Source organism: Pseudomonas sp. NPDC098747, from assembly GCF_044760045.1.
In the GTDB taxonomy this organism is placed as follows: domain Bacteria; phylum Pseudomonadota; class Gammaproteobacteria; order Pseudomonadales; family Pseudomonadaceae; genus Aquipseudomonas.
In genome coordinates this window covers 1-23,546 of the sequence record NZ_JBIWAL010000014.1, presented here as the reverse complement: position 1 = coordinate 23,546, position 23,546 = coordinate 1, and the positions used below count along the sequence as shown (strand labels likewise).

20 protein-coding genes are annotated in these 23,546 nt (G+C 58.8%); 7 read left to right on the top strand and 13 right to left on the bottom strand.

Features of this window, described 5'->3' with window-relative positions:
• From ACIQVE_RS11485 to yaaA, 8 genes are all read right to left on the bottom strand, one after another.
• Nucleotides 1–1,267, bottom strand: a 1,267-nt coding sequence (locus ACIQVE_RS11485; protein WP_402808015.1) for an alginate O-acetyltransferase, incomplete at its 3' end; no start/stop codon positions are given.
• Nucleotides 1,268–1,277: 10 nt separating this feature from the next.
• Nucleotides 1,278–2,849 (bottom strand): mannuronan 5-epimerase AlgG, encoded by a 1,572-nt coding sequence (gene algG / locus ACIQVE_RS11480; RefSeq protein ID WP_402808012.1) that lies wholly within the window; start codon nt 2,847–2,849, stop codon nt 1,278–1,280.
• Nucleotides 2,850–2,875: 26 nt separating this feature from the next.
• Nucleotides 2,876–4,363 (bottom strand): alginate export family protein, encoded by a 1,488-nt coding sequence (locus ACIQVE_RS11475; protein WP_402808010.1) that lies wholly within the window; start codon nt 4,361–4,363, stop codon nt 2,876–2,878.
• On the bottom strand, nt 4,360–5,871 hold the full coding sequence (gene algK / locus ACIQVE_RS11470) for an alginate biosynthesis TPR repeat lipoprotein AlgK (RefSeq protein WP_402808007.1): 1,512 nt from the start codon (nt 5,869–5,871) through the stop codon (nt 4,360–4,362). The genes ACIQVE_RS11475 and algK overlap by 4 nt, the downstream gene beginning before the upstream one ends.
• 9 nt (nt 5,872–5,880) lie before the next feature.
• Entirely contained in the window at nt 5,881–7,050 is a 1,170-nt protein-coding gene (locus ACIQVE_RS11465; RefSeq protein WP_402808004.1) for a PilZ domain-containing protein, read from the bottom strand.
• 35 nt (nt 7,051–7,085) lie between these two features.
• On the bottom strand, nt 7,086–8,570 hold the full coding sequence (alg8, locus tag ACIQVE_RS11460) for a mannuronan synthase (RefSeq protein WP_402808002.1): 1,485 nt from the start codon (nt 8,568–8,570) through the stop codon (nt 7,086–7,088).
• An 81-nt stretch (nt 8,571–8,651) separates the two neighbouring features.
• Nucleotides 8,652–9,968, bottom strand: coding sequence for a nucleotide sugar dehydrogenase (locus tag ACIQVE_RS11455; protein ID WP_402807999.1), 1,317 nt, complete (start codon nt 9,966–9,968; stop codon nt 8,652–8,654).
• 813 nt (nt 9,969–10,781) lie between these two features.
• Nucleotides 10,782–11,561 carry a peroxide stress protein YaaA gene (yaaA, locus tag ACIQVE_RS11450; RefSeq protein WP_402807996.1) on the bottom strand — a complete coding sequence of 260 codons (780 nt, stop codon included), beginning with the start codon at nt 11,559–11,561 and terminating at the stop codon, nt 10,782–10,784.
• A gap of 359 nt (nt 11,562–11,920) precedes the next feature.
• Here yaaA and ACIQVE_RS11445 point away from each other — a divergent pair, with 359 nt between their 5' ends.
• From ACIQVE_RS11445 to ACIQVE_RS11420, 6 genes are all read left to right on the top strand, one after another.
• Nucleotides 11,921–13,012, top strand: a complete 1,092-nt coding sequence (locus ACIQVE_RS11445; RefSeq protein WP_402808202.1) for a polysaccharide deacetylase family protein — start codon at nt 11,921–11,923, stop codon at nt 13,010–13,012.
• Nucleotides 13,013–13,360: 348 nt separating this feature from the next.
• Nucleotides 13,361–14,752: a PhoH family protein gene (locus ACIQVE_RS11440; RefSeq protein WP_402807994.1), complete on the top strand. Its 1,392-nt coding sequence runs from the start codon at nt 13,361–13,363 to the stop codon at nt 14,750–14,752.
• 240 nt (nt 14,753–14,992) lie between these two features.
• Nucleotides 14,993–15,466 (top strand): cyclic pyranopterin monophosphate synthase MoaC, encoded by a 474-nt coding sequence (gene moaC / locus ACIQVE_RS11435; RefSeq protein WP_402807992.1) that lies wholly within the window; start codon nt 14,993–14,995, stop codon nt 15,464–15,466.
• A complete protein-coding gene (locus tag ACIQVE_RS11430) occupies nt 15,463–15,705 on the top strand; it encodes a MoaD/ThiS family protein (RefSeq protein WP_402807990.1) in 243 nt (80 codons plus the stop codon). Before moaC ends, ACIQVE_RS11430 begins: the two co-directional genes overlap by 4 nt.
• A 3-nt stretch (nt 15,706–15,708) precedes the next feature.
• On the top strand, nt 15,709–16,161 hold the full coding sequence (gene moaE, locus ACIQVE_RS11425) for a molybdopterin synthase catalytic subunit MoaE (RefSeq protein WP_402807988.1): 453 nt from the start codon (nt 15,709–15,711) through the stop codon (nt 16,159–16,161).
• A 284-nt stretch (nt 16,162–16,445) separates the two neighbouring features.
• The gene (locus ACIQVE_RS11420) at nt 16,446–17,222 is read left to right on the top strand and encodes an ABC transporter substrate-binding protein (RefSeq protein ID WP_402807986.1); all 777 of its coding nucleotides are present in this window, start codon (nt 16,446–16,448) and stop codon (nt 17,220–17,222) included.
• 124 nt (nt 17,223–17,346) lie between these two features.
• Here the strand turns inward: ACIQVE_RS11420 and ACIQVE_RS11415 are convergent, their stop codons facing one another.
• The 5 genes from ACIQVE_RS11415 to ACIQVE_RS11395 all read right to left on the bottom strand — a co-directional run bounded on the left by ACIQVE_RS11415 (nt 17,347) and on the right by ACIQVE_RS11395 (nt 22,662).
• Nucleotides 17,347–17,973, bottom strand: coding sequence for a transcriptional regulator (locus tag ACIQVE_RS11415; protein WP_402807984.1), 627 nt, complete (start codon nt 17,971–17,973; stop codon nt 17,347–17,349).
• A gap of 92 nt (nt 17,974–18,065) precedes the next feature.
• Nucleotides 18,066–19,193, bottom strand: coding sequence for an NAD(P)/FAD-dependent oxidoreductase (locus tag ACIQVE_RS11410; RefSeq protein ID WP_402807982.1), 1,128 nt, complete (start codon nt 19,191–19,193; stop codon nt 18,066–18,068).
• 148 nt (nt 19,194–19,341) lie between these two features.
• Nucleotides 19,342–20,292, bottom strand: a complete 951-nt coding sequence (locus tag ACIQVE_RS11405) for an ornithine cyclodeaminase family protein (RefSeq protein WP_402807980.1) — start codon at nt 20,290–20,292, stop codon at nt 19,342–19,344.
• Between the two features lie 138 nt (nt 20,293–20,430).
• On the bottom strand, nt 20,431–21,909 hold the full coding sequence (gene rhlB, locus ACIQVE_RS11400; RefSeq protein ID WP_402807978.1) for an ATP-dependent RNA helicase RhlB: 1,479 nt from the start codon (nt 21,907–21,909) through the stop codon (nt 20,431–20,433).
• A gap of 96 nt (nt 21,910–22,005) precedes the next feature.
• Complete coding sequence (locus tag ACIQVE_RS11395) at nt 22,006–22,662, bottom strand: alpha/beta hydrolase (RefSeq protein WP_402807975.1); 657 nt, start codon at nt 22,660–22,662, stop codon at nt 22,006–22,008.
• A gap of 468 nt (nt 22,663–23,130) precedes the next feature.
• Between ACIQVE_RS11395 and ACIQVE_RS11390 the strand changes: the two genes are divergently transcribed.
• Nucleotides 23,131–23,546 (top strand): transporter substrate-binding domain-containing protein (locus ACIQVE_RS11390; protein ID WP_402807974.1); only part of this gene is annotated, 416 nt, incomplete at its 3' end.

The following is a 23,546-nucleotide window of genomic DNA, read 5'->3' as shown; positions in this document are numbered from 1 at the left end:
AGGTTTCCGGCTTCTCGATCTTGATGTCCTCGTGGCGACCGTTCATGTACCAGAGGGTGGCTTGCAGGGTTTTCACCGACGTATCGGCGAAGCGAATGTCGACCTGATGGTTGCTGTTCTGCAGGTTCAGGTTCTTGCTGTTGACCATTAGTTCTTGCTTGCTGCCCGGCTTCAGTGTGGCGCTGCCGGTCATCTGTGCATCTTTGCCTTCGCAGCCGTTGTCCAGCAGCGCCATCATCTGGCGGTAGATGGTTTCCTGGTCGAGGCGATACAGCGGCGAGAATTCCCAGATGAGAATTTTCGGCGGGGTCTTCTGGAATTCGTCGCTGCCCAGGTACTGCAACATCGAACCTTCCAGACCACCGCCCGGGAACGCCACGTTGAGGATGTCGGCGCCAATCGACTCTTCAAGGAACCCGGCGAAGTTGTAGTTCTTGCCGCTGTGCGAGGTGCCGACCAGGGTGATTTGCGGGTTGCCGGAATCACCGAACAGGTCGCCGTCGCCCGCTTCGCCTTTCGGCTCGGTGGTGAACTGGTCCATGTACTGGATCGCGTAACTGGTGCCGCACAGTTGCCCTGCCATGTTGTGCAGGGTGCCGGTCTTGCCCATGCGCCCGGACTTCTTGGTCTCGAACTCACGCTTGGGAATGTCGGCGAAGGCCGGGATCTGCTTGACCTTCTCGGCGACGATTTTTGCCGTGCGCTGCGCGCCGTATGGTGTCCAGTGCTGGTCACCACGGAAGTAGAAGTCGTGGGCGGGCAGGGTGTCCGGCAGCGATTCGTTGGTCAGCGGCGACAGGTCCGGCACCACATAACCCATCTGCGCGAAACGGCCGAGCATGGTTTTGTAGTTGCCCAGCGCTTTCTCGTAATCGAACGCGGCTTTTTCCTGCGGGTTGAGCTTGTTGCGGTTCACCAGGCCACGGGTCGGCTGATAGACAATCACCAGCTCGACGCCTTTGCTCTTGAACGCATCGTGCAACTGCTGCATGCGTTTGTAGCCGGCCGGGGTGGTGTTGAATTCGGTGCGCAGGTCTTCTTGCGTACGGAACAACCAGTCGCCTTGCGCCTGCACCAGCGTGGTGAAGTTCTGCTGATAACGCGTGGTGTAGTTCTTCGCGTCATGCGCTGCCGGGCACAGGTTGCAGCACGGTTCGGCGGTGAATTGCGGCGCTTTGACTTCGTCTGCACGGACGCCATTGCTGGCGGCCAGAATGCCCACGGACAGGGCCGACAGGCTGAGTAATTTGATCAAGTGTGGGTGCATAAAATTATCCTCAGTCCTGCATTTCGGTCTGGCGTTCGACAGGGTCGATCAGCACGGCTTTCTGCTGGCGCACCAGCAGGTCAAGAATTTCATCCTGGCGCTCGCCGAGGATGCCGTTGAAGCTGATGCCGCTGGATTTGGTCGGCGCCAGCATCGATACGCGATACAGCTCGACGCTCAGGGGCGAGTCGATGGACAACGGGCCGCTGCCGTTGGCCGCGAGTTCACCGCCCACCACGATCAGCGAAACCTGCGCATCGAACGGGTCGAGCTTGATGTCGCGGTCAGTGTCGGTCAGGTCTTTGATGTGGCCGTAGACGCCGGTCAGACCGTTGGCCATGGCGATGTTTTCGTAGAGGCGAATGTTCACGCTGTTACGAATGCGGATGCCATGGCGCCTGTTGCTGATGACCTTGTTGCCCCACAGCAGATTGTCGGCAGACTCGTAGAGGGTGATGCCGTCGGTGTGGTTCTTGTAAATCTCGTTGTAGGCAATGATGTTGTTGACGCTGTTACGGTCGATCACCAGGCCCGAGAGTTTGTTGTCGTAGCTTTTGTTGTTGAAGATGAAGCTGTCGTTCACTTCTCGGGAAATGATGATCCCGTGCTTCTTCTTCGTACCGTAAACGGTGTTCTCGGCAATGATCAGACCGTGGGAACGGTCGTGCGGGTCGATGCCGTAGACGATGTTGTCTTTGTAGGTGCTGCCCTTGACCACGAAGTCGCGGGTCTCGTAGCAGTAGAAGCCGTACCACATGTCCGAGAACTCGGAACCGACGATCCAGCCGGTTGGCTCGGAACGCTTGAGCACCTTGGCCATGTTCGGCGTGTACTGGGAAATACTCACGCCGTACGACTTACTGTTGGCGTAGCCGAAGCTGGCCATCTTGCTGTTGACGATGTAAGTCTCGGTGCCACCCCAAGCGAGCAGGAACGGGCGGAATTCTTTCGGCGAACGGAAGGTTGCCGGGCCGTTTTCCTTCTCGCGCCAGCCGGTGACCTTGGTATCACGCACGAACAACTGACCGTCGTTGACCAGGAACGAACCGGCCTCTTGGGACAGGCGCAACTCCTGGGTCTGGCCGTCGATTTCGAGGATGCCTTTACGGCCAACCACGATCGGCAACTTCGACAGGTACACGCCCGGCGCGGTTTCGCTGAAGTACTGCTTGGGCAGTTTCTTCGCCAGATCCTTGAGGTTCATGTAGCCGTCGTCGACGAAGATCGCCTGCGGAATGCCGTGCTGACGCACCACCCATTCGGCCATCTTGTTGTCGCCGCCGATGAAGTCCTTCAGGGCGTCTTCCTGCATCATCCGGCGCACGCTGACCTTGCCCGCTTTGCTGCGCACGATTTTCGCGGCGGCGGCTTCGGCGGTGTAGCCGGAGAGGTCCGGCAGTTTTGGCGCGGCCAGGTTCAGCGCCTCGGTGGGTGCGCTGCTGACGGTGTAGGTCTTGGCTTGTTGTAGCTCCTTCGCCGTAGTGACCGGCTTCGCCGGCTCCACAGCAGCGAAGGCACCAGCGCTGGCCAGCAGCATCGCGCCGGCCAGCAGGCTGAGTGAGCCTTTGCGGGCACTGTTCATGTCGGGCACTCCCTTGGCGGTTTGCATCAGAAGCGCCAGATCACGTCGATGAACGCGCGGTGCATGTACGAATCAACCTGCTTGCCGTAGGCATCGCCCGGCTTGAACACGCCGCCACGAAAACGCACCAGCGCCGAAGGCTCATCAATCGACTGGCTCAACGCCGCCGGCAACAGGCCTTGCTTGAAGTACTTGGTAACCACCAGGTCCATCTCCTGACCCATGTCCTTGTTGCCGTCTTCAAGCGGCAAGGAGGTGCTGGACAAGATCGCGCCGGTGACGTCGTCGGTGTTGTTCTCGACGGCGTTGATGCCGTTGCTGCCGACTGGCTTGTTGCCGTCGACGCGCCAGAACTTGTGGTAGATCAGGCTGGCGTCGTACTCGTCGTTGAGCATCCACGAACCGAACAGGGTCGCGGTCTGCATGTTGTTCATTTCGCCCCGGAACGCTTCGCCGAAACGGTGAACGCGTGAACGTGTACCGGTGTAGTTCGAGCGGTTGCTTTCCAGACCGGTCTGTTCGTAATCGGCGCTGGCGCGGGCATAGGCGGCACCGACTTGCCACTGCGGATCGAGGCGCAGACGCACACCGATGTCGGTGGCCCAGCCGTTGACGTCATCGCTGCGCTTGGCCTGAGTCGGTCGAGTGCCATCGGCATTCAGTGCGTTGACCGTGTCGCGGTCGCCGCTCATGCCGGTGATGCTGCCCCAGTAGTTGACGGTGTTGGTGTTGCGCCAGTTGTAGGCATCGCTGTCGGCGGTCAGGCCGATCCAGCTGATGTCGCCGTTCTCTTTCTTGTCCAGCGAATCACCGGCCACGCCAGGTTCCGGATAGTCGAGTTTGCCGTCATCGTGAGTATGGTGTCCGCGAATCCCGACCCAGTTACCCGGTGTCCACTGGTAGGCGGCATCGGCGTAGGCGTGCAGGCGATCCTTGTCTTTCGGCGCCAGCTCTTTCAAGTCGGTGCGGTACTCGCTGAAGCGTTCGGCAACACCGGCATTGGCGCGCAACAGGGTGGTGTCGAAAGTCCAGTTCAGCGCTTCGATATTGGTGTCGCGCCATTGGCCATCGTCATTGCGCAGGCGCTGGCGACCAAGCTTGAGCATCTCGCCGGGGTAGGGCGTAAGGCCGCTGTAGCCGACCCAGAATTCGCGCATCGCCAAGTAGTTTTTCTTTGTCTTGCGATCACCGTTGTCGGTGGTCTGGGTGCCGTCGCTGTCGGACTGCTGCAGGGTGTCGGTCTCGATGATATCGGTCGAGGTCACCGCCTGGCCCATGGCATAGGCACTCCACGCGCCGCTCTCGCCGTAGACCCACGGACGCAGGTCGAGGCCGACGCCGCTGACGTCGCCGCCGCTGGCAGTGCCCAGATCGCGGTCGTCTTCGGACTGGCCGGTGATTTTCACATCCAGGCCAAAATTCTTGCTTTCAGTCATCGCGGCCAGTGTCGGGCAAGACCAGATCAGCGCGAATGTGAGACCAATACCGGCCTTCACGAATGGATTGAGCTTCATAGTTTTTCCTCGCCGTCTTCTTCTTGCAGGGCGTGCAGTTGCAGCGTGTTTGGGTTCAGGGCGCCACGGCTGGCCTGTTCCTGTTGCAGCAGGCGCCGGGCTTCGGCCAGACGCTCGGGCGGCAACTGGGCAGCGATAGTGGTCGCCAGCTCATCGGCCTGCGGGGTGTTTTGAGCTTTCGCCAATTGGCTGAACACATACGCGTTGAGCGGGTCGGGCTTGGTGCCCTTGCCTTGGGAAAACAGTTGGGCGATGGCGAAATCGGCGCTGTTCTGGCCGTTGCGCGCAGCGGTCAGCAGATGGTCGAGAGCCTTCTGCGGGTAAACCTTGCCCAGGTAACCACGGCGATAGATCTGGCCGAGGTAGTAGTCGGCGGCCACTTCGCGGCCAACGGCTTTCTGGAAATGTTCTTCGGCGACTTTGGCGTCGGCCGGGACCACTTTGCCTTCGTAGTAGAGCTTGCCCAGCAACAGCTCGGCGCGTGGCTGGTCGGCGGCGCGGCCGTTGTCCAGGTACTTCATCATCTGGTCGACGTCGCCCAATTCAGGGAAGTCGTAAAGCAATTGCGCGAGGGTGACCCACGACGCCGGGTAGCCCGGGGCGATTGGCTCAAGCAGTGACTGCGCGGTTTTTTCGTCGGTCTTGCCCAAGGTCGAATCGGCCAGCACACGGGCAACCGAATCGACACGCTGAGCGGTGACGGTGCCACGGCTGTAACCGGCCTGCATCTGCTTGATCAGCTCGGCCTGTTGTTCTGGCTGTGCACGTTTCTGATAGACCGTGGCCAGTTCGACGTAGCAGATGTCGGTGGTGTTGAGCACGGCTTTGCAGATTGTTTCCACGTCATCCAGATGCTGGTCGTAGGTGCCTTGGGTGCGATAGAGCAGCACCTGCGCCAGACCTGCCTCCGGGTAACCGGATTTGCGCCACTGATCGATCTGTTGCTGAGCGTTGATGTTCGGGAAGCTGTGCGGGTATTGCAGATACAGCATCGCCAGCGGGATCAACGTATTGCCTTCGCCATTGGCGGCGGCTTTTTTCAGCAGGGTTTCGGCTTCGTGGTGCTCGGCTTCGGTGGAACCCGGTTTGGCCACCAGCAAGCGACCGAGACGTGCCTGAGCACGCGGCGAAACACTGGCCGCTGCGCGATAAGTCGCTTCGGCCTGTTTCATTTGCGCAGGGTCGCGGCTGTCGACCTGGATATCAGCGAGGCCCACTTGCGCTTCGCTGTAGCCCAGATCGGCCAGTTGCTGATAGTTCTGCGCGGCGGTGGCGGTGTCGCCACGCTTGAGCGCTTCGTTGGCCAGGCGTTGATCGGGCAGGCCGGCGCAACCGGCCAGAGACACTGCGAGTGCCAGCGAGCACACCATCAATCCCATGTGGGAGCCAGCCTGCTGGCGACTCGGGTGACGCGGTGCATCAGATAAACCGCGCTGATCCAATCGCTGGCAGGCCAGCTCCCACAGGGATCGCGGTGTTTTCAGGATGGGTGGAGTAGTCACAGGCATGTCCTCGACTTAAAGACCGGCAGCCATGGCTTTGTCGATCAGCCAGTTCAGGTTCGGGCCACGGTCGCTGTTCACTTCCACCGGGCGGCCGGCGAGGCTGCTGTCGAGCGACTCGTCAGGCTTGATCTGCACGCGAATGTCGGAGGACAGGTCGGCGCTTTTCAGGCTGGTGCTGCTGACGATCTTGCCGGTGCGGATCTTGTCTTCGCCGGCGATCTGGAAGCTCACCGGGGTGCCCGGACGCACGTCGCCAAACTGGCGATAGGAGAAGCGTGCTTCGATATTGGCCTCAGTGTTGCGCGGTACCAGTTGGAAGATCACGTCGCCCTTGCTCGCGTATTGACCGTCGGCCACCAGTTGCTGGGCCACGGTGCAATCGCACGGCGAGGTCAGAGTGCCGGTCATTTGCTTGCCGAACAGTTCTTCAACCTTGGCGGGCGACAGTTGATCTTCTTGCATATGGCCCTTGAGCACGTCGAGCATGCTGGTGCTGAAGGTCGCCAGTGGCGCGCCTTTGGCCGCAACGCCGTCGGACTTGATCAGGCTCTGCACGGTGCCGTCACGCGGCATGGTGATGTTCATCCCCGGCACGCTGACCAGACCGGCCTGTGCATGGCTGACGAAGTACATGCCGTACACCGATTTGGCAATGAAACCCGCCGCGATCAGACCGACCGCAAAAATACCGGCGCTGAAGGTCACTGCTTTCAGACGCCCGAACGCGGTCATGCCGTGGCCGCCATCCTTGACCTTGCGCGCCTTGGTGAAGTTGTCGCGCTGCAGGGTTGCCAGCACTTCACCCATGCTGACGATGTCGCCGGCCAGGTGCGAAGTGATCAAGTGGCGCAGGGTCGAAATATCCTGCTGATCAAGGTTCTGGAACTGGCAGCCGACGCGGCCGGTCTGGCGGTCGTAGGAGCGCACTTGCAGCTCGACGTCCATGGCCAGACCGAGGTTGTCGATGACAAATTGCAGGCGCGCCTTGTGCACCTCGCCGATGGTCAGCGGCATCTGCCCGGCGTTGAACGCCAGGCCACCGGCCGACAGATCCAGCACACGGGTTTCCAGCGGCGTCCGGTCAGGGCCGAAGAAACGCAGCTTGGCCGGGATTTTCACTCGGGCGTGTTGGCGCTGGGCTTCGGATTCATGCACTACGTTGGCGTTGACGGCGGTATTCATAGGGGCGATTTCCTTGTTAATTCAATAGGGGCGGGTCAGACCATCATCAGCAGCACGGCGACAAAAATGCTGCCGGCGGAGAAGGTCATGGTCCGAGACGACCAAGTGTTGAACCAACGTTGAAAGCTGGCGAGATCACGGGTCAGTTTGGTGTCCTGGCGAGTCCAGGACTGTTGGTCGAGGCGGAAGAACACGTAGATCTTCACCAGCGCGCCGACGATCTGGTTGTAATAAAGAATCGCCGGGTAGGCCGGGCCGATCTTGTGCCCTGAGCAGGACAGCAACAGGGTCAGGATCAGGCGGGTGATACCGATCCACAGTAGATAAACCAGGATGAACGCGGTGCCGTACTTGAACGACGCGATGATCGCCACGGTCAGGCCCAGCAGCGAGGTCCACATCGACACGCGCTGATCGAACAGCACCACCGAAGTGAACACGCCGAGGCGTTTAACCCCAAGGCCGAGTGCGCGAGCATTCTGCCGCAGGTTGTTGCCGTACCAGCGGAACATCAGTTTGCGGCTGGCCTTGATGAAGCTCTTTTCTGGCGGGTGTTCCACGGTGTGGATCGCCGCGTCCGGCACGTAGAACGTGTCGTAGCCAAGGCGCATCAGGCTGAACCAGCTCGACTTGTCGTCGCCGGTCAAAAACTTGAAGCGGCCCAGGCGCCAGTGTTGCAGCGAGTCGCTTTCAACGTCGGCGATGAAGTCCGGATCGGTGACCACGGTGGCGCGGAATACCGACATACGACCGGTCATGGTCAGCACGCGTTTGGACAGGGCCATCGAGCACATATTGATGTGGCGTTGGGCGAAACGCAGCTTGTGCCATTCGCTCATGATGTAGCCGCCGCGCACTTCGCAGAACTCGTTGGTGGTCAGGCCACCGACATTGCCGAACAGCTGGAACCACGGCACGGTCTTGCGCACTACGCCTTCGGCGAGCACGGTGTCGCCATCGACCACGGCCACAACGGCGCGGTCATCGGGCATGTGCCGGGAGATCGCACGGAAGCCGTAAGCCAGACCATCGCGCTTGCCGGTGCCGGGAATGCGTACGAAGTCGAGCTTGACGCGCTCTGGCGGGTTCATCCGCGCCCAGAGGCTTTTCACCAGCAGTTCATCGGACATTTCGACGATGGAGCAGACCACGGTGGTTGGCAGTTCGCATTCAATCGCTTCGCGGATCACCGAGCTGTAGACCTGCGCTGTGGTCAGCGCGTCGATACGAAAACTGGTAACCATCAGGAACACGTGCGACGGATCTGCTGCCTTGCCCAGCTTGCGCACTTTACGGCGCAGGTGCGGGTAGACGATGTAGAGAAAAATCATGCCGCGCACAAAGTGCGTTGCACCCATCGAGTAGCGCCAGATACCCACGGCGCCAATCAGAAAAATGAAGTCCTTCGACTCGGAGTCGAATGTGGACGCGGGCAGCATCAAGGCCAGGCCCATCAGCAGACTGAGATAAAAAAGCCAGCCGGCTGATTGCAGAAAAAAATGTTTGAGCTTGTTCGACATAACCGTCATCCGAAGGTGATGGAGGCTTTCAGCCGCAAGCGGGGTGCGCTTGCGGCTGGAAGCTAGAGGCTTGCTGCCGGGTTACCAGCAGATGCCTTCGGTACGGGTGCCAGCGTCGGTGGCTTTGGCCATGAAGCCCACCAGGTCGATGACCTGTTTGCCGTCCGGTGCTTGCTGCGCCAGCGCGCGGAACTTCTCGTCGCGGTTGCCGAGGATGATCACGTCGGAGTTGTTGATCACCGAGTCGAAGTCCGAGTTGAGCAGGGACGACACGTGCGGGATCTTCGACTCGATGTAGTCCTTGTTCGCGCCGTGAACACGGGCGTATTCGACGTTGCTGTCGTAGATGCTCAGGTCGTAACCCTTGCCGATCAGCATTTCGGCCAACTCCACCAGCGGGCTTTCGCGCAGGTCGTCGGTGCCGGCCTTGAAGCTCAAGCCGAGCAGGGCGACTTTGCGTTTGTCGTGGCTTTCAACGATGTCGAAGGCGTTCTGCACTTGCGATTCGTTGCTGCGCATCAGCGAGTTGAGCAGCGGTGCTTCGACGTCCAGGGAACCTGCGCGGTAGGTCAGGGCGCGCACGTCTTTTGGCAGGCACGAACCGCCGAAGGCGAAGCCAGGGCGCATGTAGTACTGGGACAGGTTGAGGGTCTTGTCCTGGCAAACCACGTCCATCACTTCACGGCCATCGACGCCGACTGCTTTGGCGATGTTGCCGATCTCGTTGGCGAATGTCACTTTGGTTGCGTGCCAGACGTTGCAGGTGTACTTGATCATCTCGGCAACAGCGATGTCCTTGCGGATGATCGGTGCGTCGAGTTCTTCGTACAGCGATTGCAGAACGTCGCCCGATGCCTTGTCGAACTCACCGATGACGGTCATCGGTGGCAGGTCGTAGTCGGCAATCGCGGTGGATTCACGCAGGAACTCAGGGTTGACCGCCACGCCGAAATCAACGCCGGCCTTTTTGCCGGAGCAGTCTTCGAGGATCGGGATGACAACGTTGGCGACAGTGCCTGGCAGAACGGTGCTGCGCACCACGATGGTGTGGCGGGTAGTCTTGTCACGCAGAACAAAACCGATCTCGCGGCACACTGCCTCAATGTAGTTGAGTTCCAGGTCGCCGTTCTTCTTGCTTGGCGTGCCGACGCAAATCATTGACAAGTCGGTATCGCGAATCGCTTCGGCGAAGTTAGTCGTACCGCGCAGACGACCGGTCTGAATACCTTGCTGCAACAGTTCGCCCAGACCTGGCTCAACAATGGGAGATTTGCCAGCGTTGATCATGTCGATCTTGTCTTTGGCAACATCGACGCCAATGACGTCATGGCCCCGTGCAGACAGGCAACCGGCACACACTGCGCCAACGTAACCCAAACCAAATATGCTGATGCGCATCGCAATTACCTCTGTATATATCAGGCCCAATAAGGCCGGAGTTAATGGTGTTCAGCGTTAAAAGTGCACTCGAAAGTGCGGCGCGCAGGCGTCACAATGCCGTGTGCAGGCATACTAATTTTCGAGTGTCTAAATAAGTGCACTCAAGATGTGCGCAACTAGGCCTTGTTGTTATGGCTTGCCCTGTTATGCAGCCGATCTCCATTTTTGGAGACCTTGGTGCAATCGGTTTGCGCGCTTGATGTCAGGTGCATGGCCTTATGAATCAAGCGGTTATGTGCTCAGGCGAGCACGTTTATAGGGGCGTGGCCATGGCCTTGCAGGGGATATTAATGGTGCGTATCTCCTGTGCTTCGGGTTGTTTCCAGACTAGTTAGTTAGTCATCTAGGCAAGTTGCTGTGACAACTTGGTTACATGACTATCTGCCCTGCGTAAGTTATCTCGTACAAACTCGGAGAGAATCGTTACCGGTGGTATGAGCTATGCATTTGGATGAAGTTCCTGCCCGCTCATCGCGAAAGCTGAAATTTCTTGAAATATTGTCGAAGATGGCACTGGTCTCAATTTGATGGCACCTTCGTTTCCGACCTTTATTAACAGGCGAATAATCACGTTAGATAGTTTTGTGCCACTACCGAGAAAAAATTTACGTGCCACTACTGAAAAAAATGATCAGCGTCGAGTGAAACTAATATTAGAAAAGAGTGTGTTGATTTTGTGGCGCCATAAAAATGGCGATATGTGGCGAGGGATTTTCGACATCGTGCGAGCTGCACGACTCTTTATAGAAAGAGTCGTGCAATAGGCATGCTTTATTCGGGGGCGTGATCGCGCAAAAATACCAGATTGTCCGGTTTCGACTGTTCAGCGCTGTAGCGATAACCCTGAACGTCGAACTGCTTGAGCTGGGCTGGATCGTTGATGCCTTCCTGGATCACGAAACGGCTCATCAGGCCACGGGCTTTTTTTGCGTAGAAGCTGATGATCTTGTACTGACCGTTTTTCAGATCCTTGAAATCGGCATTGATGATTCGTGCGTTCAACGCGGTGCGTTTGACTGCCGAGAAGTACTCGTTGGACGCCAGGTTGAGCAGCAAGTCATCGCCTTGTTCGGCCAATGCTTCATTCAGCCATTCGCTGATGCGCGTGCCCCAGAACGCGTACAAATCCTTGCCGCGCGCGTTGGCCAGTTTGGTGCCCATTTCCAGACGATACGGTTGCATCAAGTCCAGCGGGCGCAGCAGGCCATAGAGGCCGGAGAGCATGCGCAGGTGTTTTTGCGCGTAATCGAAATTCGCTTCGCTGAAGGACTGCGCGTCGAGACCGGTGTAGACGTCACCCTTGAACGCGAGCAGCGCCTGCTTGGCGTTTTCCGGAGTGAACGCTGGCGTCCAGCTGCCGAAGCGCGCGCCATTGAGCCCGCCGATCTTATCGGAGACGTGCATCAGCTCGCTGATCTGCGCCGGCGATAGCTCGCGTAACTGCTGGTTCAGTTCCTGGGAATGGTCGAGATATTGCGGCTGGGTGAAGCGCTGGGTCGCCGGCGGCGTTTCGTAATCGAGGGTCTTGGCGGGGGAAATCACCATCAGCATGAAGTCGTCTCCTTTAATCGTGGGGCGATTCTAGGGGGTTGGCGGCGATGACTCCAGCTATGGGGGTTATAGGTATGGGTAAGCTCGGGCATTTGCGACGGCTGGTGGATTTTTCCCTCACCCTAACCCTCTCCCGGGGGGAGAGGGGACTGACCGGGTTGTTCTTTCGATATCGGCCGACCTGAGCTTTCAAGGTGAACTCGAGTTGTGAGATCAATACAATTCGGCTCCCTCTCCCTCCGGGAGAGGGCTGGGGTGAGGGTAGCGTCCTTGAGTCCTGCACATCAGCTATAGTGCCGCCCGGGTTTTGTGACGGAGACATCCCATTGCGCATTGTTCTTTTATTCACCGCGTGGCTGATGAGCTTCGGTGCCGTCGCGGCGCCGGGTGATGTGGCGACGCTGGATCGCGGCACCTGGCCTGAGCAACTGAGCAGCCCGACGCTGTTCGACGTCGCTTCACGGGCGGAAATCCTCATGTTTGCCCGTGGCTTGCTCGGCACCGAATCGATGACGGAGGCCGCGCTGGCTCAGCGCCTGGGCTTGCGCACGGTCAATCTGGATGCAATCAACAGCCTGCGCGAACGCCTGTGGCAGCGCTTGCTTGCCAACTACAACTACGCCCAGCAAAGTTGCGATCAGGACGCCTCGTTCTGCTTCCTCGTTGAAGACTTGCCGACCCTGCGCGAGCAAGCCGCCAAGTTCGTCGTCAGCGATGACAGCTATTACACCAAATGGGCCGAGCCGAGCCGGATCTTCCATTTGCAGTATCTGGACGAATTGCTGCGCAAGGCTGCGCTGTTCCCGCAGACCAGCAGCGAAATCGATCGTTTCGGCGACTATGAGCGCAACGGCGACGAGATGCATGACCGGCTGTTTCTGCTGTCCTTCGACAGCGCAGCCAACGCCCAGCCCGACAACACCGACTGGCTGACCGAGTACCTGCGCAAATCAAACATGAGCGGCACGTTCTTCATGTTGGGCAAGGATATTCAGGCGCGGCTGGCCGAGCGTTCGGTGAGCAGCCTGCAAGCGGTGTTCTCGCAACAGTGCGTCGGCGTGCAGGGGTGGGAGTTCCGCTCCCACAGCCATTGGCAGGACTGGCAGGACTCGGCGCGCCGCAGTGCTGATCTGGTGAAGAATAAATTACCGGAAAACTACGTGCCGCTGTTCCGCCCGCCCGATGGCCAGCGGCGCAGTGATGCGCAAGGCTTCTTCAATACACAGGGCCTGAAAGTGGCGTTGTGGGATATCGATGCCCAGGATAGCGCCGGCAAACTCAAAGGCCCGCAAAGTGCACAACGAGTGCTGACCTTGATGCTGTTGTGGCGTCATGGAGTGATCAATTTCAACATGAAGCAGGATGCGGTGAAGACCGCCATGCCGTGGCTGATCACGCAAATCGCGCAAAGCGGCATCGGCTGGGAAGACTGTCAGGACGCGTTTCGATGAGAAACGAAGAAAGCCCGGAAACATTGGGCTTGGGGTGATTTTTTGCGGAATTCAATGCAGGTGGACTTCCGACTCTAACGGGGGGCGGGCAGTCCGCCAAGGGCTATTCGTCACTTTGCAAAATAAACTTCAAAAAACCGTCAAAGTGCTTTTTCCTGTCATGGTTTTTGGAGTATTACGAAGACAGACCGCCGAAACCTGCAACACAGGTGGCGTCTTCCAAGACCCACTTTGTGTGCAAGTCACCTGCCTCTTTCAATAAAAGCCCGGCAGATGAATCGGCAGTCACTTCGAGGCGCAGCACTGTAGAGGTATTGCGTCGAATGGCTCTGACAAAGGTGACCGAGTATGGATGATCACGGACGTAGCCCTTCCAACCAGCCAATCCTTTATGTACTCGATACCAACGTACTGATTCACGATCCAAACGCCCTGCTTAATTTCGAAGAACACCACGTCGCGATCCCGATGACCGTGCTCGAAGAGCTGGACAAGCTCAAGAGCGGGCATCACAGCGTTGCCGCCGAATGCCGTCAGGCCATCCGGCTGATCGACAAGACCCTGGGGGATGCGTCCCCCGAGGACGTCGAACTGGGCGTGCCCATTCAGCGCGGAAAGGGCGGGCCGAAGGGCTTGCTGTCAATTCTGATGAGCAAGCAGGCCGAGTCGAGCCTGATTCTGCCTGAGCATCTGAACGACAACAAAATCATTAACCAACTCATTGATATGCACACCCGTGACCCACAGAAACCTGTGGTGCTGGTGACCAAAGACATCAATATGCGCCTCAAGGCGCGCGCCTGCGGGATCGCGGCCGAGGATTACAGCACCGACCAACTGGTCGATGACGTTTCCCTGCTGCCCAACGGTTATCACAACATGACCGGCTCTTTCTGGGACCTCGTGAGCAAGGTTGAAACCCGTCAGGACCACGGCCGCACCTGGCACCAGGTGAAGCTGATCGACAACCTGCCGGCGGTGCACATCAACGAGTTCATCATCGACGAACAGGGCTTTGTTGGCTGGATCAAGGAGATTGAAGAAGACCGTCTGCTGATTCTCGATCTGCATCAGGAACCCCTTTTGCACCAGGAAGCCTGGGGCCTGAAACCTCGTGACATCTACCAGAGCCTGGCGCTGTATGCGCTGCTCGATCCGGACATCCATCTGGTCAACCTCTCGGGTGCGGCCGGGTCCGGTAAAACCATTCTGGCGTTGGCCGCTGCGATCGAGCAAACCATGGTCAGCAAGCGTTATCGGCGCATCATCGCCACTCGCAGCGTGCAGGGGCTGGATCAGGAAATCGGCTTCCTGCCCGGCACCGAAGCGGAAAAAATGGAGCCTTGGCTGGGCGCCATCACTGACAACCTCGAAGCGTTGCACATGGATGATGAAAACACCCATGGCAGCGTCGACTACATCCTCAGCAAAGTGCCGTTGCAGTTCAAATCGCTCAACTACATTCGTGGTCGCAGCTTCCAGCAGAGCCTGATCCTGATCGACGAATGCCAGAACCTCACGCCGCACCAGATGAAAACCATCATCACCCGTGCCGGCGCCGGTTCCAAAGTGGTGTGCTTGGGTAACCTTGCACAGATCGATACCCCTTACCTGTCCGCGACCAGTTCCGGGCTTACCTACTTGACCGAACGCTTCAAGGATTTCCCTAACGGTGTGCACATCACCCTGCAAGGGGTGCCTCGCTCGATTCTGGCCGAATACGCCGAAACGCATTTGTAACCCTTCACAACAAACCGGGCGGCCGAAAAAGCCGCCCGGTTTTTTTATGCGTCATTCCCAAACCCAAGTGTGGGAGCGAGCTTGCTCGCGAAGAGGTAGTGTCAGTCAACAACCACCTACCTGACACACCGCCTTCGCGAGCAAGCTCGCTCCCACAGGGACGGTGGTTATTTCATAATCAATGATGCGGAAATTTGACTCGCAGGTTTACAATCCACGCTCCTGATCAGGAGTAATCCCGTGCTGACTCATCTCGATTCCCAAGGTCGCGCCAACATGGTCGACGTCACTGAAAAAGCCGTGACGTTCCGTGAGGCGACGGCTCAAGCGCTGGTGCGCATGCTCCCCGAAACGTTGCAGATGATCGTTAGTGGCGGCCATCCCAAAGGCGACGTGTTCGCCGTTGCGCGCATTGCCGGCATTCAGGCGGCGAAGAAAACCAGCGATCTGATTCCTCTGTGCCATCCGCTGATGCTCACCGGCGTCAAAGTCGAACTCAGCGCTGAAGGCGAAGATGCCGTGCGCATCGTCGCCCGTTGCAAATTGTCCGGGCAGACCGGCGTCGAGATGGAAGCGCTGACTGCCGCCAGCGTCGCCGCGCTGACCATCTATGACATGTGCAAAGCGGTGGACCGCGGCATGATCATCGAAAGCGTGCGTCTGCTGGAAAAGGTCGGCGGCAAGAGCGGGCACTTTCAGGCGGATCAAGCATGAAGCTGACCGTTAAGTTTTTTGCTCGTTACCGTGAAGCGCTGGGCGTGGACTCGGTGCTGGTCGAAGGTAATTTCTCCACCATCGATGACGTGCGCGCGCTGTTGGCGCAGCGTGACGGCGCCGAGGTGTTGAGCGAGCAGAACCTGATGTGCGCGCGCAACGAAGACTTGTGCCAGCTCGACGAGCCGGTGGCTGATGGCGATGAAGTGGCGTTCTTCCCAACCGTGACGGGAGGCTGAGCCATGGCGATTCGTGTGCAGGCCACGCCGTTCGATCCGGGCGCTGAAGTCAACGCGATGCATGCGGCCAATGTCGGCGTCGGCGCAGTGGTGAGCTTCGTCGGTTACGTGCGCGACTTTAACGATGGGCTGGATGTGGCGGGGATGTTCCTCGAACACTATCCAGGCATGACTGAAAAAGCCCTCGGCAAGATCTCCATCGAGGCCGAGCAGCGCTGGCCGTTGTTGAAACTGGAAGTGCTGCACCGCATCGGCGTGCTCGAACCGGGCGAGCCGATCGTGTTCGTCGGCGCTGCCAGCGCCCACCGCCAGGCTGCGTTCGATGCCTGCGCCTTCGTCATGGATTACCTGAAAACCCGTGCACCGTTCTGGAAGAAAGAAAACACCAGTGACGGTCCGCGTTGGGTGGAAGGGCGCGACAGTGATCATGCGGCGGCGGATCGCTGGAAAAAGTAAGTTCTTCAGTGCCCTCCAGAAAGTCTTCGCGAGCAAGCTCGCTCCCACAGTGGATCTGCGCCGTTCACAAATCCAATGTGGGAGCGAGCTTGCTCGCGAAGGGGCCATCTGCAACACCAAAAACCTCGCAGACACTCTCTCCTCCCTAATTGACGACTTGTACCTATAAGTCCAATATGGATTTCCAAGTACAAAAAAGCTTCAATCTTGCCGCTCGTAGCTCCCCGCTCCCAGCTGCTCTTCTTCATCTTGCCAAACCAACAACAACCCGCGAGAGAACGAACATGAAGAAACTCCCCCTCATCACCGGTCTGGCGCTCAGCCTGTTGGCGTGCAGCAGCGTGTTCGCTGCCGAGAAAACCCTGCGCATCGGCATCGAAGCTGCCTACCCGCCATTCGCTTCGAAAACCGACAAAGGCGAAATTGTCGGTTTCGACTACGACATCGGCAACGCCTTGTGCGCACAGATGAAGGTCAAGTGCGTGTGGGTCGAAGGTGAGTTTGATGGCCTGATTCCTTCGCTGAAAGTGAAGAAAATCGACATGGCCCTGTCGTCCATGACCATCAACGAAGATCGCAAGAAGTCGGTGGATTTCACCCACAAGTATTACTTCACCTCTTCGCGTCTGGTGATGAAGGACGGCGCCACGGTCGACGACCAGTACGCCAGCCTCAAGGGCAAAAACGTCGGCGTGCAGCGCGCAACCACCACTGACCGCTATGCCACCGAGGTGTTTGAGCCCAAGGGCATCAACGTCAAGCGCTACAGCAACAACGAAGAGATCTACATGGATTTGGCAGCCGGTCGCCTCGATGCGATTTTTGCCGACACCATTCCGCTGAACGACTTTCTGACGATGCCTCGCGGCAAGGGCTATGCGTTTGTCGGGCCGGAGCTGAAGGATCCGAAGTATGTCGGTGAAGGGGCGGGTATTGCGGTGCGCAAGGGTAATGGTGAGTTGGTGTCCGAGCTGAACACGGCCATTGATGGGATTCGCGCGAGTGGCGAATATCAGAAGATTTCCGACAAGTATTTCAAGTCGGATATCTACGGCGACTGATAGTCCGCTTTCGCGAGCAAGCTCGCTCCCACAGGTTTTGCGTTGCACATGAATTATGTGTACGAATCGATCACTGTGGGAGCGAGCTTGCTCGCGAAGAGGCCGTGACATTCACTGCAAATCTTCAGCCCTTCAGCTCTTTCAAATGCTTGTACACCGTCGCCCGCCCCATGTTCAGCACATTGGCCACATAGTTCGACGCACTCTTGCCCTTGAACGCGCCTTCGGCATGCAGCGCCAGCACCAGCTCACGTTTGTGATCGCGGGTCAGTAGATTCAGGCTCAGTTGCCGTTCGCGCAGCCAGGCATGCAGGAAAGTGTTGATGCGCTCTTGCCAGTCATCGCGAAACAGTGAGTCCGGTTGCGGGATCAGTTTGCTCGGCGACAGGAACAGATCCAGCGCAGCCTTGGCATTCTCGAACAGCGAAATATTCAGATTGATGCACAGCACCGCCAGCGGCAGACCCTCGCTGTCGCGCATTACGCTGCTCAGGCTGCGAATTTTCTGACCATCCCAGTTCAGCTTTTCATACGGGCCGATGTTCCGCTCGCTGACATCTTCGCTGAGCATGTCTTCGAGTGACGACTCGTCACCGATCTCGCGTTTGGACAGGTTGTTGGCGATGTAATCGACTTTTTGTGTACGCAAATCGTGCAGCACCACCTCGGCGTGGGGGAAAAACAGCGTGGCGATGGCGTCGGCGATGGCCCGGAAGTTATCCAGTCCCGGGTCGAATTCAGGGGCGGTCATGACAGTGGAGCTCCAGGCAGCGTCAGCGCCCACATGAACAGGGGCGCTGCGAGTTTGCCGCAATCGGTTGGGCGCGTCACCTCGATGGTCGATCAGGTAAGCCGGGCAGGCGAGAGCATGCTGCTGCTCAGGCCGAACTGACGCAGTTGCTCGGGCAGCGGCAGACCACGCACCAGCGCCGCGCTGGCCTGGCCCATCGCTGGTGAAGTCTGAATACCGTATCCGCCTTGGGCTGCGACCCAGAACAATCCCGGCACCTGCTGATCGAAACCGCTGAGCAAATCACCGTCGGCCACGAAACTGCGCAAGCCGGCCCACGTACGGGTCGGGCGGCGGATGGTTAGCGTGGTGGCCTCTTCGATCTGATAGATGCCCATGGCGATGTCCAGTTCTTCCGGTTGCACGTCGTGGGGTTCGACCGGGTCGGCGTTGGCCGGCGAACCGAGGAACATGCCGGCATCGGGCTTCATGTAGAACGATTCGTCGAGGCTGACCAGCATCGGCCAGTGATGAATGTCGACGCCTTCGGGGCCTGCGAAGATGAACGCGGCGCGGCGTTTCGGTTGCAGCCCCAGCGATTGTGCGCCGGCCAGTGCGCCGATCTTGTCAGCCCAGGCGCCGGCAGCGTTGATGATCACCGGAGCGCTGAAGGTCTGGCCGTTGGTCTGCACCTGCCAGACATTGTTGGCATCGCGCTCAAGGCTCAGCACTTGGCAGTCGGTATGCACCTCGCCGTGGTTGCGGCGGATACCACGCAGGTAGCCCTGATGCAGGGCATCGGTGTCGATATCGCAGGCCGTCGGGTCGTAAATCGCCCCGTGGACTTTTTCCCGGCGCAGGATCGGCAGGCGCGCGCAGGCTTCGTCGGCGCTGAGCCGTTGCATTTCCGGCACCGTGGCTTTGGCGCTCAGGTACTGGTTATTGAGTTCGGCGGCGTCACCGGTGAAATCCACGGTCATCTCGCCGCGCGGGGTCAGCAGCGGGTGCTCGCAGAAACCGGCCGGGGGCTGGTCGAAAAACTCGCGGCTGGCCTGAGTCAGTGCGCGTACCTGCGGTGTGCCGTAAGCGGCGGTGAACAGGGCGGCGGAGCGTCCGGTGGAGTGATAGGCCGGGTGAGATTCACGCTCCAGCACGATCACTTTGGCGTGGGGCGACAACCAGAAACCGGTGGAAGCACCGGCAATCCCGCCGCCGATGATGATGAAATCTGCCTGGCTCATGAAATTCTCCTGGGATTCAAAATATTGAAGTGCGCCCACCCCCTGTGGGAGCGAGCTTGCTCGCGAAGGCGTCGTGTCAGGTTGCTATGTTCTCGAAGGTGACGCCGCTTTCGCGAGCAAGCTCGCTCCCACAGGGACTGCATTGAATTCAATTCTGTTGGTGCAGGCGATAAACCGCATTGGCCAGGGCGATGTCTTCCAGGCCCAGCCCGATCGAGCGGAAAAACACGTGGCGGTCGTAGCCGGGGCGTTGCACTTTTTCACTGAGCAGATCGGCGAGGTCCCCCATGATTGAATCCTTGCTCCAGCCATGTTGTTCAACGGCAATCAGCATCTCGCCCGCCGAAGTCGGCGTGGTCAGAAGATAGTCGCAGAACACCTGCATGTCGTTGAGGCTTTGCGGTGGCACTTCATGGGCACGGGGGGCGTTGGTGCTGATCGAGGTGATCAGCGCGGGTTTGCTCAATATTGCCGGGTCAATCACCGGCCCCGCAGATGAGGTGCAGAGCATGATCACGTCGGCATCGGCGAGGGCGGCTTCACGGCTTGTGGCAATCGTCAGCTCGGGCGCAATGGCTTTGAGAAGCGCCTGAGTTTCAGGGTCCTCATGCAGGCTCGGCGAATACACACTGATGCTTTGCCAGTCGCGCAGCGACTTCACGTAATGCAGATGCGCCTGCGCGACTTTGCCGCTGCCGATGATCGCCAGTCGCCGCGCATCCAGCGGGGCGAGGGCATCGACGGCCACTGCGGTGGTCGCAGCCGTACGCGCGGTGGTCAGTTCGCCGGCATCGCACAGCAGCAACGGTTGGCCGGTCTGCATCGACATCAACAATGTCCACGCGGTCACCAACGGGCCTTGCTCGCGAACGATGTACGGCGAGGTCTTCACGCCGTACACGCCGTCTTCGGCCAGCACGCCCAGATAGTTGATGAAATCGCCAGCACCCTGCGGGAACTCAACCAGTTGCTGCGCGGGTTGTACTGCGTTACCGGCAGCGAGATCACGGAACAGCTTGCGCAGGATCTGCGGCACATCGATGCGGGCCAGCAGCTCACGGGCCTGGGTTTGGTCGATCACGTAAGGCGTACTGGACATGTCAGGCTCCGAAAGCGAAAACTAAACTTATTTGTCTATTATGGACTTTTAGTTTTGTCGGGCAAGCGCCTGTTGAAAAATCCGGACGAAAAAAAAGCGCAGTCCGTTGCCGGCTGCGCCTCTCTTCTATCGTGTCACTTACTCTGGACGCTTGCGCTCAACTGCACGCAATAGATGCGTTGGAGGTGTTTCACAGCTGATCTTGTGACCGAGCTTCTCTTCGATGGACGGCAACTGATAGGAGTCGTCTTCGCCAGCGAAGCTGATCGACACGCCATCGGCGCCGGCACGACCGGTACGGCCGATGCGGTGCACGTAGTCGTCCGGTACTTCCGGCAGGGTGAAATTGATAACGTGACTGATACCGTCGATGTGGATGCCGCGACCGGCGACATCGGTGGCGACCAGCACGCGAATCTTGCCTTCACGGAAGCCTTCCAGCGTCTTGATGCGTTTGTGCTGCGGTACATCGCCGGACAATTGCGCGGCGTTGATGCCATCGCGCACCAGGCGTTCTTCGATACGGCGCACTTCGTCTTTGCGGTTGGCAAACACGATCACCCGTTCCCAGCCGTTATCGTTGACCAGGTTGAAGAGCAATTTGTATTTGTCGGCAGCGGCCACGGCATAGATGTGCTGCTCGACGTTTTCGTTGGCCACGTTCTGCGACTCGATCTCGACGATCGATGGGTCGGTGGTCCATTGCTTGGCCAGGTTCATCACGTCTTCGGTGAAGGTCGCGGAGAACAGCAGCGTCTGGCGTTCGGCCTTCGGTGGAGTCTGGCGAATGATCTGCCGAACCTGCGGGATAAAACCCATGTCGAGCATGCGGTCGGCTTCGTCCAGCACCATCACTTCGACCATGTCCAGATGCACGTCGCCGCGCTGGTTGAAGTCGAGCAAACGGCCCGGGGTCGCGACGAGGATGTCGCAGTGACGCGCTTCGAGGTGCTTGAGCTGCTTGTCGAAGTCCATGCCACCGACAAACGTCATCACGTTCAGGCCGGTGTACTTGGTCAGGTCGGCGGCGTCCTTGGCGATCTGCACCACCAGCTCACGGGTCGGCGCGATGATCAGCGCACGGGGTTCGCCCATGTACCGTTCTTTCGGCGGCGGGGTCTGCAACAACTGAGTGATGATCGAGATCAGGAACGCGGCGGTTTTACCGGTGCCGGTCTGGGCGCGGCCGATGGCGTCTTTGCCAGCGAGGGTGAAACCCAGCACCTGCGCCTGGATCGGCGTGCAATAAGGAAAGCCCAGGTCCTGAATGGCGTGCATCAGTTCTGGCGAAAGCTTGAAATCGTGAAAGCGGGTTTTGCCTTCCTGAGGCTCGACGACGAAGTCTTCGAGTTTCCACGGGATAACCGGTGCCTTGGGCTTGGGTTCGCGACGTGGCTTGAGCGGTTTTGGCGCTTCGCTGCGGGCAGGCTCGGCGGCGATTGGCGCGGCCGGTGCAAGTTGCGGTTCTTGCTTCGGTGTCGCTGCGGGAGCGGGGCGGTCGGCCTGCGGGGCATCGTTGCGATGACCGGGGGCGTGCGACGGCGCACGGGTAACTGGCGCGAGCTGCTCAGCCTCGCTTTTACCGAACATTTTCTTGAGTGCTTCGAGCACGGTCATCTCATCAATTGGTTAAGGAATGTACGCCGGCCAGTGTAATGCAAGAAACGGGCGCGGCGTAGTGTGATGATCAACGGGCGAACGTAGTGCGGATAATCAGCGCAGGCGTTCGCTCAGCCAGGTGCCGATATCGCGAATCTCCTCGGGTAACACTTCGTGCTCCATTGGGTATTCCTGCCATGTCACGGTGACACCATGGGCTTTCAGATACTCATATGCTGTACGGCCCATGGAGTTTTGCACCACATTGTCGAACTGACCGTGCAGCGACAGCACCGGAATTCGTTGCTGACTGGCGGATAACTGCAGTTCTTCACTGAAAGTCGGTGCATACGTCGACAACGCCATCACGCCCCCCAACGGCCCCTGCCATTTCACAAAAGCGCTGTGATAGACCACGGCGCCGCCCTGGGAGAAACCCGCGAGAAAAATCCGCGAGGCGTCTATTCCGCTGGCGCGCTCGTTTTCGATCAATTCGATGACGTGATCGGCGGAGGCTTCCAGCTCATCGCGATCGATCGCTCGCGCCGGGCTCATCGCTTTAATGTCGTACCAGCTCGGCATGGCGTATCCGCCATTAATTGTCACAGGGCGTGTCGGCGCCTGTGGCAGCACGAAGCGCGTGCTCAGCAGACTTTCCTGCAACGCCTCGGCGACCGGCAGGAAGTCATAGCGATCGGCGCCGAGGCCGTGCAGCCATATCACGCAGGCGTCTGCGGGCTTAACAGGCTGAAGAATCAAGGGCTCGGTCATGGCTGCTCCAATTGTGTGCGGGCGCTCTCATTGAGTGCGTGATTGAAGTGCGCGCCCGGTTGATCCGTTAAGAAGATGTCGCAAGGTTACAAGTTTTGCTATTGACCTGTCGCTTATGTGCTTCAGCCGCCGGTGTGGTACGGGCTTTGCTATGGCTTGAAGCGTGCAACCGATCCTGCGTCTGGCGGTAACACTATCAGTGAACGCCTGACGATGGGATGCAAAGAATCCGGTAATGGATGTTCGCCAATGGCCGCTACGGGCTTAGCGAATGTGAAAGGGCTACAGCCCGTTCGGCCGATTGGTGAGAAGTGAGTTGTCCATGATGTGGATTTTCTCCTGAAAGACTCATAGCGAAGGTCTTTACGTCGGTTGACCCAATAAAAAGCCAACAAGGGTCAACACCGCCTCAAAAGGGTGCGACTGGACTCAAGCTCCGACACAACAAGAGCAAAACTGGAGGTTTGAATGAAGATGTTGAAATCCACTCTGGCGATCGTGACTGCAGCAGCAGTACTCGGCGTCAGCGGGTTCGCTCAGGCGGGTGCAACCCTGGATGCCGTGCAGAAGAAAGGTTTCGTGCAATGTGGCGTGAGCGACGGTCTGCCGGGCTTCTCGGTACCGGACGCTACCGGCAAGATTCTCGGGATCGACGCTGACTTCTGCCGCGCAGTGGCCGCTGCCGTTTTCGGCGACGCGACCAAGGTCAAGTTCAGTCAGTTGAACGCCAAGGAGCGCTTCACCGCGCTGCAGTCCGGCGAGATCGACATCCTGTCGCGCAACACCACCATGACCAGTTCCCGTGACGCGGGCATGGGCCTGAAATTCCCGGGCTTCATTACTTACTACGACGGCATCGGCTTCCTGGTAAACAACAAGCTGGG

Bases quoted from the DNA above. Each gene is read 5' to 3' on its own strand.
- ACIQVE_RS11420 (WP_402807986.1), top strand. From the start codon at position 16,446: ATGAAGAAACTCCCCCTCATCACCGGTCTGGCGCTCAGCCTGTTGGCG.
- ACIQVE_RS11395 (WP_402807975.1), bottom strand. From the start codon at position 22,662: ATGACCGAGCCCTTGATTCTTCAGCCTGTTAAGCCCGCAGACGCCTGC.
- rhlB (WP_402807978.1), bottom strand. From the start codon at position 21,909: ATGACCGTGCTCGAAGCACTCAAGAAAATGTTCGGTAAAAGCGAGGCT.
- moaE (WP_402807988.1), top strand. From the start codon at position 15,709: ATGGCGATTCGTGTGCAGGCCACGCCGTTCGATCCGGGCGCTGAAGTC.
- ACIQVE_RS11415 (WP_402807984.1), bottom strand. From the start codon at position 17,973: ATGACCGCCCCTGAATTCGACCCGGGACTGGATAACTTCCGGGCCATC.
- ACIQVE_RS11455 (WP_402807999.1), bottom strand. From the start codon at position 9,968: ATGCGCATCAGCATATTTGGTTTGGGTTACGTTGGCGCAGTGTGTGCC.
- alg8 (WP_402808002.1), bottom strand. From the start codon at position 8,570: ATGTCGAACAAGCTCAAACATTTTTTTCTGCAATCAGCCGGCTGGCTT.
- ACIQVE_RS11440 (WP_402807994.1), top strand. From the start codon at position 13,361: ATGGATGATCACGGACGTAGCCCTTCCAACCAGCCAATCCTTTATGTA.
- algG (WP_402808012.1), bottom strand. From the start codon at position 2,849: ATGAACAGTGCCCGCAAAGGCTCACTCAGCCTGCTGGCCGGCGCGATG.
- ACIQVE_RS11475 (WP_402808010.1), bottom strand. From the start codon at position 4,363: ATGAAGCTCAATCCATTCGTGAAGGCCGGTATTGGTCTCACATTCGCG.
- ACIQVE_RS11410 (WP_402807982.1), bottom strand. From the start codon at position 19,193: ATGAGCCAGGCAGATTTCATCATCATCGGCGGCGGGATTGCCGGTGCT.
- ACIQVE_RS11430 (WP_402807990.1), top strand. From the start codon at position 15,463: ATGAAGCTGACCGTTAAGTTTTTTGCTCGTTACCGTGAAGCGCTGGGC.
- ACIQVE_RS11465 (WP_402808004.1), bottom strand. From the start codon at position 7,050: ATGAATACCGCCGTCAACGCCAACGTAGTGCATGAATCCGAAGCCCAG.
- algK (WP_402808007.1), bottom strand. From the start codon at position 5,871: ATGCCTGTGACTACTCCACCCATCCTGAAAACACCGCGATCCCTGTGG.
- yaaA (WP_402807996.1), bottom strand. From the start codon at position 11,561: ATGCTGATGGTGATTTCCCCCGCCAAGACCCTCGATTACGAAACGCCG.
- ACIQVE_RS11405 (WP_402807980.1), bottom strand. From the start codon at position 20,292: ATGTCCAGTACGCCTTACGTGATCGACCAAACCCAGGCCCGTGAGCTG.
- ACIQVE_RS11445 (WP_402808202.1), top strand. From the start codon at position 11,921: ATGAGCTTCGGTGCCGTCGCGGCGCCGGGTGATGTGGCGACGCTGGAT.